This window comes from Bacillus stratosphericus, assembly GCF_020524495.1.
GTDB lineage: Bacteria > Bacillota > Bacilli > Bacillales > Bacillaceae > Bacillus > Bacillus stratosphericus_B.
The window spans coordinates 26,565-41,319 of the sequence record NZ_JAIVLB010000020.1 but is presented as its reverse complement, the minus strand read 5'-3'; the positions used below and the strand labels follow the sequence as shown (position 1 = coordinate 41,319).

Genomic DNA, 14,755 nt, shown 5'->3' with positions numbered 1-14,755 from the left:
CATAGCAAATGAAGCAATTAACTGTAGGTTATTTTGGACCAGAGGCAACATTTACTCATTTGGCCGTATGCTCTTGCTTTCCAAAAGATTCAGTGCAGCGGGCCTATGCAACGATTCCGCAATGTATGGATGCTGTGTCAAAGGGTGAAGTAGATTTGGCTGTCGTTCCGCTTGAAAATGCACTTGAAGGATCTGTGAACTTAACGATTGATTATTTAATCCATGAAGACGCACTGTCCATTGTTGGTGAAATGACAGCACCGATTCGGCAGCACCTGCTTGTCCATCCGTCAAGAGCGGAGAGCTGGGAGACATTAGATGTCATTCAGTCACATCCACATGCGATTGCTCAATGTCATCAATTTTTGAAAAAGCAGTACCCTGAAATTCCGCACAGACCAGTGGAATCAACAGGCTTTGCAGCGAAATACATTAGTGAGCATCCAGATGAAGCTGTTGGTGCGATTGCCAATGAGATTGCCGCAAAAACGTACGGATTGACCATTGCGAAAAAAGACATTCATGATTATCCACACAATCATACACGCTTTGTTATTTTACATAAACATCTTAAGGCATCGTTCCCAATGAATTTGGGGTTTATTTCAAAGCCCAAAACCACTATTGTTGTTAGTCTGCCAAAGGATGACCAATCAGGCGCATTACATCGCGTGTTATCTGCTTTTTCTTGGCGGAATCTCAACTTGTCAAAAATTGAATCTCGTCCGACAAAAACAGGTCTTGGACACTATTTATTTATCATTGATATCGAAAAAGAGATGGATGATGTACTTGTCCCTGGGGCGATTCAAGAATTAGAAACGATTGGCTGCGAGGTTAAGCTGCTTGGCAGCTACCAAACATATGAGTTAATGAATGAAAAATAGTGTCCTGTTTAGGACACTATTTTTTAATCTGTAATCAGAAATCCAGCTTCATCTAGCGTTTGTATCGCTTGGTCTAGTTGCTTTTGACTATAGGAAGTGAGGGTATGTAAATGTACGCCACCTGTAAGCTCTGACAAGTAGGAGGCGCCTGTGTTTGAAATGTGATGAACGAAGTCAGCTACTTGTTTGCGTGTGCTGACGCAAATAGAGGCGGTCAGCTCACCGTAGACTGGGTGCTCTATGATGACGTCTTTCACTGTCACGCCAAAATCGACTATCAGTGTCAGCTCCTCTTCTGTACGATGAGGATCGTGCTTGCAAGCAATAATTTGTTCAATTTCAGTTTCAGGTGCATGCTTTGGCGTCAAATACACATAGCCTTGGCTTGTGGCAAAAATGGGTTCGTTTTTTGCTTTTAGTAATGAGATATCTTGTACAATCACTTGTCGTGATACAGCGGCTTTTTTAGCTAAAAAACTTCCTGTGAGGGGTGTATCTGTTTCTTTCAGCCACTCTAAAATGGCACTTCTTCTTTCTTCGCCAATGAGTTTCTTCTCATGCTCCACGTCTTATTCTCCTTTCTTCTCCTTTTGCAGGTTCTCAAATGTATGCAAAAGCTGATCGATGTCATCTTTTGATGACCGTCGTCCAAATGATATGCGAATGAATTGAAGGGCATCACGATGTGATAGACGCAGTGCCTTTACAGCAGGGGAAGGATGATGGTAACCAGAAGCACATGCGCTTCCGGTGGATATACAAATCCCATGCCGGTTACATGCTAACATTACATATTGTCCTTCAAACCCTTCAAAAAAACAACCAATAATATGAGGCAACATACGGCGTTCGTCATCGTATTGAAACGTACGGACAGGTAGCTGTCGTTTTTTTAGCTGCTGAAGAAAATAATCACGAAGCTGCCCATCCATCTTGTGCTGCTCATCTAGCTTCAACATGGTTTGTTCGCTCGCAGCAACAAAAGCACCAATGCACGGAACGTTCACAGTACCCGGTCGAAAGCCGTTTTCCTGCACAGAACCTGCATATAGAGGCTTCCAAGGGACACACGTGCCCATATAGACAGCCCCAGCGCCCTTAGGGGCATACACTTTATGACTAGAGATGGACATAGCATCAACTCCAAGCTCCTTTACGGACACACGAATCTTCCCAAATGTTTGAACTGCATCTGTATGAAAAAGAACTTGTCTTTCTTTTAAAAGAGGCGATAATTCAGCTAACGGCTGGATAATACCTGTTTCTGAGTTTGCATGCTGGATGGATACTAGTCCTGTTTCAGGCAATAAAGCTTTTTTAAGGATGTCCTGTGTGATGATCCCATCTTGATTCGGTTCTATGATCGTGACCTTCACGCCTAGGCGATGTAAGGCATTGACCGCGTGATGAACGGAAGGGTGCTCTACTGATGTTGTGATGACATGCTGTTTATGTGGAAGCAGTCCATTCATAATGGATTGAATCGCAAGAATATTCGATTCAGTTCCGCCGCTTGTAAAGTAAATGCCTCCAGGTTCGGCCTCAAGTATCGTAGCAAGTGATTGTCTGCTGTAGGCTAATATTTCATTTGCTCTTCCCCCAGCATCATGAAGGCTGCTTGCATTCCCGTAACAATCTTTGCTTAGCTGCTGGAATACATGAAGCGCTTCTTCAGAAACAGGTGTAGAAGCTGCATAATCTAAATAGACCAAACCGATCCATCTCCTGTATGAAAATTTTTTCTTGTATTTATTGTAGTCTTGTGTAATGATATGTGTCAAGACAGGTGTAAATGACAGGGGGGTTGATTGTGTCATCAATCAAAAAAGTCATTGTGGTGGGGGCAGGCATTGCTGCACTTTCCTTTGCGAAAACCATCTCAGAAAACTGCCAAGTTATCATGATGACAAAAAAACAATTTTCCTCTAGTAATTCCATGCTGGCACAAGGAGGCATTGCTGCTGCCTTTTCAGCCCAAGATTCAGTCCAGCAACATGTGCAAGATACGCTAGCTGCTGGATGTGATCATAATGATGACAAAACCGTACAGGAGTTGCTGCTTCTTGGAAAACATCTTGTGAAGGAGCTAGTGGCGGAAGGCTGTCTATTTGATCTCAATGAGGAGGGACTCCCGCAGCTAGGTAAAGAGGGAGCTCACACATCTAACCGCATTCTACATGCAGGAGGAGATCAAACAGGGAAAGCCCTCGTGCAGTTTCTGAAAAGTCAGCTTGGCTCACATATTCATTTATACGAATATCATCATGTCATGGATCTACTAGTCCATGAAGGGAAATGTACTGGAGTAGTGTGGAAAGACGAGAAAGGACATGTGCATACAATGACCGCAGATGTAGTTGTTCTATCGACTGGTGGCTGTGGAAACCTCTATGAGATGAACACAAATGATCCTTCTGTAACAGGCGATGGTCTACTGCTGGCTTATCGCGCTGGAGCACAATTAGTGGATCTTGAATTTGTTCAATTTCACCCGACCCTTTTGACGATCGCTGGAAAAGCAGTTGGTCTCGTTTCAGAGGCAGTGCGAGGTGAGGGAGCATACTTAGAAGATGAAACAGGCAGGCGGATTATGGAAGGCATTCATCCACAGAAAGATTTAGCTCCTAGGGACATCGTCGCTAGAGCTATTTTTCATGAGCAGCAGGCGGGTCATCATATTTATCTCAATATACATGATATTCCGCACTTTCCTACGCGTTTTCCAGTAATCTATGAGATGTGTTTGCGGGCAGGAATCGATATGGTAAGCGGTCGGCTACCAGTCTCCCCCGGCATGCACTTTTTAATGGGAGGAATCAAGGTCAATGAACATGGTGAAACGACCGTTCAATCGTTGTTTGCTATTGGTGAAGCGGCTTGTACAGGATTACATGGCGCCAACCGGTTGGCGAGTAATTCTCTTTTAGAAGGTCTTGTGTTAGGAAATAAAGCGGCTAGGCGAATTGAGCATATGTCAAAACGGCAAAAAGCGATCCCAACTTTTCCTCTTCAAGAAGTGTGGTCTGTTCCAAATATCTCAGAGGCTCAGCTCAGAAACTGGATGACAGTATATGCCGCAATTGTTAGGGATGAAAAAGGCTTGCAAACCTTGCTGGATAAATTGGAACGTGTCTCTTTTCAGCAAATTAATGTGAAAGATATCACAAATGAGCAGATAGAATTAAGCAATCAATGGTCATTAGCTATCTGCCTTGCAAAGTCTGCACTACTTCGTACAGAAAGCAGAGGCGGGCATTATCGCATGGATTATCCATATAGAGATGATGTCTTATGGCGAGGAAAACAGATTGTACATGAAAAGGGCCACATTCACATCATGGAAAATGAAAGGATCAGTGCCAAATGGAACGTTTACAGTTAAAACAAATGCTTACTCATTTTTTAAAAGAAGATATTGGCTTTGGAGATGTGTCAGCTGATGCCATCTTTGGAGACAAGAGAGGAACAGCTTACATCATCGCCAAACAATCGGGGGTATTGGCAGGATCACAAGTCATTGAAACAGGGTACCATCTGCTGAATGAAAAGATTCATACTGAGCTCTTTCTCCAGGAAGGAGACTGGATTCATTCAGGGGCTGTACTGGCTCAAATAAGAGGTTCGGTCAATGACTTGCTAAAAGGGGAGCGGGTCATTCTCAATATGTTGCAGCGAATGACAGGTATTTCCACATTGACGCATGAAGCGGTGCAAAGATTAGCTGATCCGTCTATTATGATTTGTGATACGAGAAAAACGACACCCGGATTACGCATGTTAGAGAAATACGCCGTGAAAGTAGGGGGCGGAAAGAATCATCGCTTCGGCTTATCGGATGGTGTCATGATTAAAGATAATCATATTGCTGCATGTGGATCTATTCGGGAAGCTGTAGAAAAGGCAAGAGCATACGTTGGTCATATGGTGAAAATTGAAGTGGAAATTGAATCAGAAGCGCAGCTCAAGGAAGCAATTGCAGCAAAAGCAGATGTCATCATGTTTGATAACTGCTCCCCAGCCCAAGTAAAGCACTTTAAACAAATGACACCTGAAACAATCCTCACAGAGGCATCAGGAGGAATTACGTTAGAGACTTTGCCAAGCTACCGGGGAACCGGTGTAGACATCATTTCCCTTGGTTTCCTGACACATTCTGCTCCATCTTTTGACTTTAGTATGAATATGGAATTTAGCCACAAAGGGGGAACGACTCATGTCCATGCTTGATGTACTAGCGAATCAACACGCGGCCATGATGCCAGATGAATATAAACACCGCTCTTATGAAGAGATGAAACAGCGTGTTTTAGATATCAAACGAGCTTTCGGTTCAAAGCTATTTATACCGGGGCATCATTATCAAAAGGATGAGGTCATCCAGTTTGCAGATGCAACAGGAGATTCATTGCAGCTAGCGCAAATAGCAGCTGACAATCAGGAGGCAGAATACATTGTGTTCTGTGGTGTCCATTTTATGGCGGAAACGGCTGATATGCTGTCAAAAAAAAATCAGCATGTTTTATTGCCAGATATGAGAGCAGGCTGCTCGATGGCAGATATGGCGAACATGAAACAAACGGAAAGAGCATGGGATAAGCTCACTGATTTGTTTGGGGATACGATACTCCCGCTTACTTATGTGAACTCAACAGCTGATATTAAAGCATTTGTCGGTAAGCATGGTGGATCGACCGTTACATCTTCAAACGCTAAAAAAGTAATGGAGTGGGTGCTTACGCAAAAAGAGAGGGTTCTTTTTCTCCCAGATCAGCATTTAGGGCGTAATACGGCCTTTGATTTAGGTATACCGCTAGAAGAAATGGCTGTCTGGGATCAAATAGAAGAAAAGCTTATCACCGATCAGCCGCTTCATCACATTAAAATGATTTTATGGAAAGGGCATTGCTCAGTACATGAGAAGTTTACAGTTCAGAATATTGACGAAACAAGAAAAAAGGATCGTGACATTCAAATTCTTGTTCATCCAGAGTGCACGCATGAGGTGGTAAGGGCTTCTGATCTAGCTGGTTCAACGAAATTTATTATCGATACCATCAATCAGGCTCCAGCCGGTAGTAAGTGGGCGATTGGAACAGAAATGAATTTAGTTAAACGCATCATGGACCAGCATCCAGACAAACAAATTGAATCCCTCAACCCAGATATGTGTCCATGTTTGACAATGAACCGTATTGATTTGCCTCATTTGTTATGGTCACTGGAAAGCATTGAGAAGGGTAAGCCGGTCGGTTTGATTCAGGTCAATGAAGACATCACAAAAGACGCTTTGCTTGCATTGAATAAAATGCTCAACATGAAATAAAAATGAAGCCTCCCCTCCTATCAGAAACAAGTTTTTATCATATCGGCTTGTAAATATGCATAAATTTATGTTGAAACATAATGTACTTCTGACATAACCGCTACGTTCACGTTTTGCATAGGAGGGGAAAACGTTGAAAATTCATATTGTGCAAAAAGGAGACTCCCTTTGGAAGATTTCAAAGAAATACGGAGTTGACTTTCAAGAATTAAAAAAGCTAAATTCACAGCTCAGTAATCCAGATTTGATCATGCCTGGTATGAAAATCAAGATTCCATCTAGTGGTGTTCCTGTAAAAACAGATCATCACAAAGCGAAAGAAATGCCAAATCTGAAAGAACATCCGTATGTGAAAGAAAAGCCAAAGGATGTCGTGCAAGTGCAAGATACGAAGCCGAAGGAAAAGCCTAATGAACCGGTACCTTATGTACCGCCAGTCCCAAAGGTCGAGCAGCCCGTTTTTCCGCAAGTGGATGTGAACTATTATCAGACCAATCTCTACCAGCCATTTACGCCTCCTCCCAAAAAAGAACATGAGAAAAAAGATCACATTCATGAGAAGAAAGACCACAAGGACCATTCTCATCATGAAAACAAGGATCATATGAAAGATGAAGTTGTGAAGGGGTATGATCCATTCATTCATATTCCTCATCAAAAAGAGGAGGGAAAAGATATGGAACACGACAATAACCTAAACAATAACTTAAATATTCCTAATTTTCCACAGATGCCGAATGTTGGAGGGGCAGCAGTAGGGGGAATGGCTGATAACAAAGAACATCATCAGCAGCATCTTCATGAGCATTATGATCCATATTATGGTTATGGTCAATACATGCCTGCTATGTATCCATGTCCGCAGCAAATGATGCCAGCATCACCTATTTTACCTGGATCAGGACTTTGTTATCCGGTTCAGCCATATTATCACCATCATATGATGATGCCGTTTCCATACCCTGCTCAGCCGTATTACCCTGCCTATCAAGCACCAGTTTTCAACGGGGAAAATCATGAGCATCATGCGAACGACGGACAACACTGGCACCACCATATGCATCCAAATGCCAACGCAAATGCGAACGTCAATCAAGGGTTTTATCCAAACGCTTCAAATGAAGCATATGTCAAGGAAGACTGCGGTTGCGATGACGGCATGAAGCACCATCACCAGCCATGGCCTGGATATTATCCAAATTCTGCTACTCATGGCCAAATGGGTGATCCAGCACAGCCTTACATGCAGTCATATCCCAATCAGTCTGTATTCGCAAGACCAGAAGAAGACAAAGAAGATTAATGACAGAAGGGACGATCTCAATCGTTCCTTTTTTTGTTTATAAATGACAGCTTGTTTTTCCCCTTAACTGTACATGCTAAAACAGAGCCTGTTTCTCGCTCATAAGATTGAATTTGTACAGGGGGTTTTTCGTTTGAGACAAAAATGGCAAAAAACGATCGCATTAGTGCTTCTTCCTATTGGATTAACTGCATGTGGTACAAATGACAATGCTGGTGTAGATACACGCTATAATCAATCAGGCCAGCCGGTTGGTTATTACTCAAATCAACAAGCGACAGACAACAATCAAGATCATCAAGGCCCAATTTCTGAACTCATGGAAGGAATGAACGGAAATACAACGAATATTGATTATCGTTCACGTCCTCAAGCCAATGATCGAATACCTCTCACAGGCGGCGATGGTCGCTACAGTCATGGAGATATGAATTATCATGATCAAATGTCGTTCTCTGGCTACGACAAACAAGAGAATGTGCAGCGTTCACGAAAAATCGCAAATCGCGTAAATAAAATGGACCATGTAGCAGACTCACAAGTCATGGTCACGGATGAAAATGTGTATATTGCCATTAAATCAGATGGGCGCTTGACATCAGAGGGAGTATCACAAGTAGAAGAAGCAGCGACTCGTTATGCGGATGGAAGAGCTGTCCAAGTCATCAAAGACGAAGGTACATTTACACGCTTTAGAGATATGAGAAAAACACAATTTGAATCAGGCCAAGCAGGCATGACTCGATAGTTATTTCAGATTTGATCGAAATGAGAAGGAAAGATGATGATGCATAGAAATCTGGATATCATGATCATCGGTGTAGCTAGGGGAAAGGAACTATTTTCCTGAATCTTCTAGGGGTGCCCCTTCAAGTGGGCTGAGAGAGAAGTAGAGCTTCTTGATTTGGCTCGTACCAGCGTGAGGAAGTCGAAGATGATTACATGTGAATGACAATCATGTTTTTTTCTGACGAAGAAACCAGGTTCTCAACATAGAGCCTGGTTTTTTGCTGGTCCTGATTCCATCCTGTCCCATGACAAGAAGAGAAGGAGAGACAGCAAATGAAAGAAAAGAAAGATGTTCTATCAAACCAAACATTTCGATCAAGCTTTGATGGCATTCAAACAGGACAAAGTTTGTTTTTCTGTAGATGTTCGTTTCTTCTTTTTTTCAATACTTTGAAAAAAATTTAAGCGTCTTGTGTTTGAAAGGAAAGAAGCAGGGGAAACAAGTTGTATAGAGAATGAATGAAAAGAGCTGACCTATCCGGTGAGCGAACAAGAAGGAGTGGAAGGTGATCTTATGATGAAAGTATTTAAGGTAACATTTCATATGAACAATGGGGAAGTGCTTGAATTCGAGCTGAAACGGCCAGCTACCTATGATGTGTATAAAAAAATTGAGGAAGCCAATCATTGGTTTAAGCTGAACGATGACATCATTAACTTATTAAATGTAAATAGTATCCATGTGGAAACAGAATAAAAACAGACAAGCCGCTTGAAAGGAGAGCGGCTTTTGTTATGCGGAGTAATCATTTCGATTGTTAAGCTGGCCACGAGAAAACCAATTCTTTTTGTACAAGTATGCAATCACTTCAAGCGAACCTGACGGGGCCTTCCTTTGTTAAAATCAGATTTCGCAGATGGATATCTGAAGGGATTAACCCTTTCTGACGTGCTTCTTCTAAAGCATCATCTACCTGTTCAATCATTTGTTTTTTGATCGGAATTCCCTTCGTCAGGCATTCAGAATGTGTAGCCTTTAATATATTCCATTAAAATAAACTGATCCCCAGACTCATATATCTCAGGGTAGTATAAGGAACCGAAAAGTTTTTCGTAAATTGCTGCCTCTTTGTAGGCTATATTTTGATAAGCAGGGAAAAAGACTTTTAGCGCCATTTTCATACCGTCTTTCTTTTATGAAAATACATAGGCACTTCTTCCTTTGCCGCACAGCTCAAGCTCTGCCGGTTTTAAGGCGAGCTTATTAATGAAAAACGGTCATCCGGTAGAGAAATGGGTGATATAAAACATAACATATCAAATGAAGAATATAACGAGTGACCCTTAAAACATGACCGTGTGATTGATTTGGTTAATGTTTAGAAAAATGGGTCAAACTACATATGTCAATGCATCGATCTCAAGTTCTAAAGAGGTGTAAATAGTGAAAGTGAAGATGAAATGTTTCGTTACAGGACTTATCATGACAAGTGTGCTTTTTTTTGCTGCGGATATGGAAGGAAAAGAACACTTGCAAAGAGAGTCAAAAACCATGAACGTTCAGCTTGAAAAGGTCTATCTTGACGGCGATGTGAGTATTGAAAGACACCGGGCATCATTAGAAGACAAAGACACATTTTGGGCGCGTTATAAAGGCTGGACATTGGTAGAACAGCGAGAGGATTTTGCCCTTTTTAGAAAGCAAATTGATGATATATCCCCATTAAGTAAAGCAAATGGATATATCGGATTATCAGAGGACGGTGTGATTTCTACGTTTCATGGAAGGCCTGACGGGTGGGCGGAGCCTATACATCTTTTTTTTCAAATTGATACGTCCCGTTTAGAAAGTCATGTGGAGGAGCAGCTTGAGCAAGGCATTCCTTTTCGAACAAAAGATGAATTTGAGCAGGTGCTTGAGGTCATGAAACCTTATCGAAATGAAAGATCGTTTTAAAGCGTGTGACAGCTTGCCGGTGGGAAACCGCAGGCTGTTTTTCATGGTTTCACCATAAAAATGAACTGAGCGAACGTATGTTAACTTTTATTGCGGTTTTCTTTTCGATTTATGTTACAATGAAGAACAGTCAAAGAGGTGAAAACGGTGATAGAGTTTGTGAAAGGGACCATTGATTATGTGTGTCCCCAATATATTGTCATTGAAAATGGCGGAGTGGGATATCAAGTCTATACCCCAAATCCGTTTATCTATCAAGTAAATAAACAAGAAAAAATTTATACGTATCATTACATAAAGGAAGACGCGTTTTCGTTATATGGATTTCAAACAAGAGAAGAAAAAGCGTTGTTCACAAAACTGTTAAATGTCACAGGCATTGGACCAAAGGGTGCGCTTGCGATTCTTGCTTCCGGTGATCCTGGAGCTGTCATTTCAGCGATAGAACGTGAGGATGAAGCTTTCCTTATTAAATTCCCTGGTGTTGGTAAAAAAACAGCACGTCAGATCATTCTGGATCTGAAAGGAAAGCTCGGAGATGTGGTGCCAGAAATGATTGGCAACTTATATAACCACGAGGATCATATTCAGGTCGAAACGCAGCAAACCACATTAGATGAAGCGCTTGAAGCCTTAAGTGTTCTTGGGTACGGTGATCGTGAAATCAAAAAGGTTCTTCCATTATTAAAAGAAGAAAAGAATCTCACAACCGATCAATATGTAAAAAAAGCTTTACAAAAAATGTTGAAATAGGGTGATGTCTCATGGATGAAAGACTCGTCTCAACTGAAGCAGACAACCATGAATCAGCCATTGAGCAAAGTCTACGGCCACAGACGTTAAGCCAATATATTGGTCAGCAAAAAGTAAAGGATAATCTCAGCGTATTTATTGAAGCTGCCAAAATGAGGCAGGAAACGCTGGATCACGTCCTTTTATATGGGCCGCCTGGACTCGGGAAAACAACGCTTGCGTCGATTATTGCCAATGAAATGAATGTTCAGCTGCGTACAACGTCTGGACCTGCGATTGAGCGTCCTGGAGATTTGGCGGCCATCTTGACATCTCTTGAACCTGGCGATGTTCTTTTTATTGATGAAATCCATCGCTTGCAGCGTTCAATAGAGGAAGTGCTATATCCGGCGATGGAGGATTTTTGTCTAGATATCGTCATTGGAAAAGGGGATACAGCTCGTTCCGTGCGGCTTGATTTACCGCCGTTTACGCTTGTGGGTGCAACGACGCGTGTCGGGCTTTTAACGGCGCCGCTTCGTGACAGGTTTGGCGTGCATGCAAGATTGGAATACTATGAGCAAAGAGATCTGGCTCACATTGTGGCAAGAACAGCCGAGCTGTTTGAGATTGGTATTGACATTCGCTCGGCTGTAGAGATAGCGAGACGTTCTAGGGGAACGCCGAGGGTCGCCAATCGTTTGCTTAGAAGAGTGAGAGATTTTGCACAGGTGCTTGGGAATCATGCCATCACACAGGACATTGCGGAAGATGCCCTTGAGCGCCTTCAAGTCGACAGACTCGGATTAGATCATATTGACCATAAACTGCTGTTAAGTATGATTGAAAAGTTTAGAGGCGGCCCTGTTGGACTTGATACGATATCAGCGACAATAGGAGAAGAATCACATACGATTGAAGATGTGTACGAACCCTATTTACTTCAAATTGGTTTCCTCCAAAGGACACCAAGAGGGCGGGTCGTCACAAGAGAAGTGTATGAACATTTTCATATGGAGGTTCCGATTCGTGACTGAATTCCCTAAAATATTAATGATTTTAGGTGGTGTCCTTTTTGCCGCAGGTTTATTGTTTCAATTGGTTGGTAAGCTTCCAGGTGATATTTTTGTGAAAAAAGGAAATGTGACGTTCTTTTTCCCTGTTATTACATGCATTGTCATTAGCATCGTACTAACTATTTTACTCAATCTCTTTGGACGGATGAAATAACGTTAACTAGTTAACTACAGAATAGGTGAAGGAAATGAAGCTAGAATTATTTGATTTTGATTTACCAGAAAGATTAATTGCGCAAGTCCCACTTGAAAAACGAGATGCATCAAGACTTATGGTTTTAAATAAACAAACGGGTGAGATCACACACGATACATTTTCACAAATCACGGATTATTTCCAAAAGGGTGACTGTCTCGTTTTAAATAATACTCGAGTTCTGCCTGCACGTCTGTTTGGGATGAAAGAGGATACAGGTGCAAAGGTAGAACTTCTTCTCTTAAAACAAGAAGAAGGGGATAAATGGGAAACGCTCGTGAAGCCAGCAAAACGTGTGAAAAAAGGAGCGGTCATCACGTTTGGTGATGGACGGCTAAAAGCGGTGTGTACAGAGGAACTGGAACATGGCGGTAGAAAAGTCGAGTTCCAGTATACAGGCATTTTTTATGAAGTGCTTGAATCTCTTGGAGAAATGCCGTTGCCTCCATATATTAAAGAGCAGCTTGACGATCGTGAGCGCTATCAAACCGTGTATTCAAAAGAGATTGGATCCGCTGCCGCTCCTACTGCCGGTCTTCACTTTACAACCGAGCTACTGGATTCCCTAAAAGCGAAAGGTGTGCATATTGCTTTTATCACCTTACACGTAGGGCTTGGCACGTTTCGTCCAGTCAGTGCTGACCGCATTGAAGAACATCAAATGCACGCAGAGTTTTACGAAATGAATGCAGAAACGGCTGAAGAGCTTAATCGAGTGCGCAAAGAAAGCGGAAGAATTATTTCCGTTGGAACGACGTCAACAAGAACGCTCGAAACCATTGCAAGTGCACATGATGGCGAATTCAAGGCGTCAAGTGGCTGGACGTCAATCTTTATTTATCCCGGATACACATTCAAGGCGATTGATGGGATGATCACGAATTTCCACCTGCCGAAATCGTCGTTAATTATGCTTGTCAGCGCATTAGCTGGACGAGAGCACGTGCTGAAAGGGTACAATGAGGCTGTAAAAGAGGAATACCGATTCTTCAGCTTTGGCGATGCCATGCTGATTCAATAACATCATACAACAAAGATAGGAGGGCTCATTTTTGTCGCAATTACCGATTCGCTATGAGTTCATTAAATCATGCAAACAAACAGGTGCACGTCTTGGACGGGTTCATACACCGCACGGCTCCTTTGAAACACCTGTATTTATGCCAGTAGGTACACTGGCTACAGTCAAAACAATGGCGCCTGAAGAATTGAAAGCAATGGATGCAGGAATTATCTTAAGTAATACTTACCATCTATGGCTTCGCCCGGGGTATGACATTGTGAAAGAGGCAGGCGGCCTGCACAAATTTATGAACTGGGATCGAGCGATTCTGACCGATTCGGGCGGATTCCAAGTGTTTTCTTTAAGTGAATTTAGAAAGATCGAAGAGGAAGGCGTTCACTTCCGTAATCATTTAAACGGAGATAAGCTGTTCCTATCTCCTGACAAGGCTATGGAGATTCAAAATGCGCTCGGCTCTGATATTATGATGGCATTTGATGAATGTCCTCCATATCCAGCAGAGTACGATTACATGAAACGTTCTGTGGAACGGACTAGCAGATGGGCAGAACGTTGCTTAACAGCACACCAGCGTTCAGAGGACCAAGGTCTGTTTGGAATAGTGCAAGGTGGAGAATATGAGGAGCTTCGTAAACAAAGTGCACAGGACCTTGTTTCACTTGATTTCCCAGGTTACGCAATTGGAGGATTATCTGTTGGTGAACCAAAAGATGTCATGAATCGTGTGCTAGAGTTTACAACGTCATTTTTACCGGCAGATAAGCCAAGATACTTAATGGGTGTTGGCTCACCAGATTCATTAATTGACGGGGCTATTCGCGGTGTTGATATGTTTGATTGCGTACTGCCGACGAGAATTGCAAGAAACGGCACTTTGATGACAAGTGAAGGGCGACTTGTCGTAAAAAATGCAAAGTATGAGCGTGATTTCAGACCAATCGACGAGAACTGTGACTGCTATACATGTAAAAACTACACACGTGCATATATTAGACATTTAATCCGTACAAATGAAACCTTCGGAATTCGATTAACAACTTATCATAATCTTCATTTTCTGTTAAAATTAATGGAGCAAGTGAGAGAAGCTATCCGTGAGGATCGTTTAGGTGATTTTAAAGAAGAGTTTTTTGAGCGTTATGGCTTTAACAAACAGAATGCGAAAAACTTTTAACGCATAAACGAAAGGCTTTACAATCTTTTAGAAAGGGGTGAGATAGAATGGATGGTGGTATGGGTTCAATCATTATGATTGTTGTCATGTTTGCTGTGCTTTACTTCTTGTTAATCCGTCCACAGCAAAAGCAACAAAAAGCTGTGCGTCAGATGCAACAATCTTTATCAAAAGGCGATAAAATTGTCACAATCGGTGGATTACACGGTGAAATCGACTCAATTGATGAATCAAAAGTAATCATCAAAACAAGTGAAAACAACCGTTTAACTTTCGACCGTCGTGCTATTAGAGAATTAGCTGACAAAGGCTAATCCTCAGATACATAGCCATAAAAAAAGAGCGATGTTATCC

At 42.1% G+C, this 14,755-nt stretch carries 16 protein-coding genes and 1 pseudogene; 14 read left to right on the top strand and 3 right to left on the bottom strand.

Annotated elements, in window-relative coordinates; genetic code table 11:
• The first annotated feature begins 8 nt into the window (after positions 1-8).
• Entirely contained in the window at positions 9-887 is an 879-nt protein-coding gene (gene pheA, locus LC033_RS09725) for a prephenate dehydratase (protein WP_226568061.1), read from the top strand.
• Positions 888-910: 23 nt separating this feature from the next.
• On the opposite strand, the gene LC033_RS09720 is transcribed toward pheA, so the two are convergent.
• Positions 911-1,453 (bottom strand): transcription repressor NadR, encoded by a 543-nt coding sequence (locus LC033_RS09720; protein ID WP_226568060.1) that lies wholly within the window; start codon positions 1,451-1,453, stop codon positions 911-913.
• A gap of 3 nt (positions 1,454-1,456) precedes the next feature.
• Positions 1,457-2,599 carry an IscS subfamily cysteine desulfurase gene (locus LC033_RS09715; protein ID WP_226568059.1) on the bottom strand — a complete coding sequence of 381 codons (1,143 nt, stop codon included), beginning with the start codon at positions 2,597-2,599 and terminating at the stop codon, positions 1,457-1,459.
• Between the two features lie 98 nt (positions 2,600-2,697).
• Here LC033_RS09715 and nadB point away from each other — a divergent pair, with 98 nt between their 5' ends.
• The 6 genes from nadB (at position 2,698) to LC033_RS09685 (ending at position 8,999) form a co-directional block, all read left to right on the top strand.
• Positions 2,698-4,269 (top strand): L-aspartate oxidase, encoded by a 1,572-nt coding sequence (nadB, locus tag LC033_RS09710; RefSeq protein ID WP_226568058.1) that lies wholly within the window; start codon positions 2,698-2,700, stop codon positions 4,267-4,269.
• Positions 4,251-5,114: a carboxylating nicotinate-nucleotide diphosphorylase gene (gene nadC / locus LC033_RS09705; protein WP_226568057.1), complete on the top strand. Its 864-nt coding sequence runs from the start codon at positions 4,251-4,253 to the stop codon at positions 5,112-5,114. The genes nadB and nadC overlap by 19 nt, the downstream gene beginning before the upstream one ends.
• Complete coding sequence (gene nadA / locus LC033_RS09700) at positions 5,101-6,210, top strand: quinolinate synthase NadA (RefSeq protein ID WP_226568056.1); 1,110 nt, start codon at positions 5,101-5,103, stop codon at positions 6,208-6,210. Before nadC ends, nadA begins: the two co-directional genes overlap by 14 nt.
• 133 nt (positions 6,211-6,343) lie before the next feature.
• The gene (gene safA / locus LC033_RS16945) at positions 6,344-7,513 is read left to right on the top strand and encodes a SafA/ExsA family spore coat assembly protein (protein ID WP_281430321.1); all 1,170 of its coding nucleotides are present in this window, start codon (positions 6,344-6,346) and stop codon (positions 7,511-7,513) included.
• Between the two features lie 133 nt (positions 7,514-7,646).
• Positions 7,647-8,261 carry a YhcN/YlaJ family sporulation lipoprotein gene (locus LC033_RS09690; RefSeq protein ID WP_226568055.1) on the top strand — a complete coding sequence of 205 codons (615 nt, stop codon included), beginning with the start codon at positions 7,647-7,649 and terminating at the stop codon, positions 8,259-8,261.
• A gap of 555 nt (positions 8,262-8,816) precedes the next feature.
• Positions 8,817-8,999, top strand: coding sequence for a hypothetical protein (locus LC033_RS09685; protein ID WP_180272883.1), 183 nt, complete (start codon positions 8,817-8,819; stop codon positions 8,997-8,999).
• Positions 9,000-9,035: 36 nt separating this feature from the next.
• Here LC033_RS09685 and LC033_RS09680 read toward each other — a convergent pair.
• A pseudogene (locus LC033_RS09680) lies at positions 9,036-9,511 on the bottom strand (protein kinase family protein).
• Between the two features lie 187 nt (positions 9,512-9,698).
• Between LC033_RS09680 and LC033_RS09675 the strand changes: the two are divergent.
• The 7 genes from LC033_RS09675 (at position 9,699) to yajC (ending at position 14,715) form a co-directional block, all read left to right on the top strand.
• The gene (locus tag LC033_RS09675) at positions 9,699-10,199 is read left to right on the top strand and encodes an intercompartmental signaling factor BofC (RefSeq protein ID WP_226568079.1); all 501 of its coding nucleotides are present in this window, start codon (positions 9,699-9,701) and stop codon (positions 10,197-10,199) included.
• A 147-nt stretch (positions 10,200-10,346) separates the two neighbouring features.
• Positions 10,347-10,952, top strand: coding sequence for a Holliday junction branch migration protein RuvA (ruvA, locus tag LC033_RS09670; protein ID WP_226568053.1), 606 nt, complete (start codon positions 10,347-10,349; stop codon positions 10,950-10,952).
• An 11-nt stretch (positions 10,953-10,963) separates the two neighbouring features.
• Positions 10,964-11,968: a Holliday junction branch migration DNA helicase RuvB gene (ruvB, locus tag LC033_RS09665; RefSeq protein WP_226568052.1), complete on the top strand. Its 1,005-nt coding sequence runs from the start codon at positions 10,964-10,966 to the stop codon at positions 11,966-11,968.
• On the top strand, positions 11,961-12,161 hold the full coding sequence (locus LC033_RS09660; RefSeq protein WP_226568051.1) for a DUF2905 domain-containing protein: 201 nt from the start codon (positions 11,961-11,963) through the stop codon (positions 12,159-12,161). The genes ruvB and LC033_RS09660 overlap by 8 nt, the downstream gene beginning before the upstream one ends.
• Positions 12,162-12,195: 34 nt before the next feature.
• Entirely contained in the window at positions 12,196-13,224 is a 1,029-nt protein-coding gene (gene queA, locus LC033_RS09655; RefSeq protein ID WP_226568050.1) for a tRNA preQ1(34) S-adenosylmethionine ribosyltransferase-isomerase QueA, read from the top strand.
• A gap of 31 nt (positions 13,225-13,255) precedes the next feature.
• Complete coding sequence (gene tgt, locus LC033_RS09650) at positions 13,256-14,401, top strand: tRNA guanosine(34) transglycosylase Tgt (RefSeq protein WP_226568049.1); 1,146 nt, start codon at positions 13,256-13,258, stop codon at positions 14,399-14,401.
• Positions 14,402-14,448: 47 nt separating this feature from the next.
• The gene (gene yajC / locus LC033_RS09645; RefSeq protein ID WP_226568048.1) at positions 14,449-14,715 is read left to right on the top strand and encodes a preprotein translocase subunit YajC; all 267 of its coding nucleotides are present in this window, start codon (positions 14,449-14,451) and stop codon (positions 14,713-14,715) included.
• Positions 14,716-14,755: the final 40 nt, after the last annotated feature.

What these genes read in the sequence shown, in the direction of transcription:
- pheA (WP_226568061.1), top strand. Translation starts at nt 9, where the DNA reads ATGAAGCAATTAACTGTAGGTTATTTTGGACCAGAGGCAACATTTACT.
- nadC (WP_226568057.1), top strand. Translation starts at nt 4,251, where the DNA reads ATGGAACGTTTACAGTTAAAACAAATGCTTACTCATTTTTTAAAAGAA.
- nadA (WP_226568056.1), top strand. Translation starts at nt 5,101, where the DNA reads ATGTCCATGCTTGATGTACTAGCGAATCAACACGCGGCCATGATGCCA.
- LC033_RS09685 (WP_180272883.1), top strand. Translation starts at nt 8,817, where the DNA reads ATGATGAAAGTATTTAAGGTAACATTTCATATGAACAATGGGGAAGTG.
- LC033_RS09675 (WP_226568079.1), top strand. Translation starts at nt 9,699, where the DNA reads ATGAAATGTTTCGTTACAGGACTTATCATGACAAGTGTGCTTTTTTTT.
- ruvB (WP_226568052.1), top strand. Translation starts at nt 10,964, where the DNA reads ATGGATGAAAGACTCGTCTCAACTGAAGCAGACAACCATGAATCAGCC.
- queA (WP_226568050.1), top strand. Translation starts at nt 12,196, where the DNA reads ATGAAGCTAGAATTATTTGATTTTGATTTACCAGAAAGATTAATTGCG.
- yajC (WP_226568048.1), top strand. Translation starts at nt 14,449, where the DNA reads ATGGATGGTGGTATGGGTTCAATCATTATGATTGTTGTCATGTTTGCT.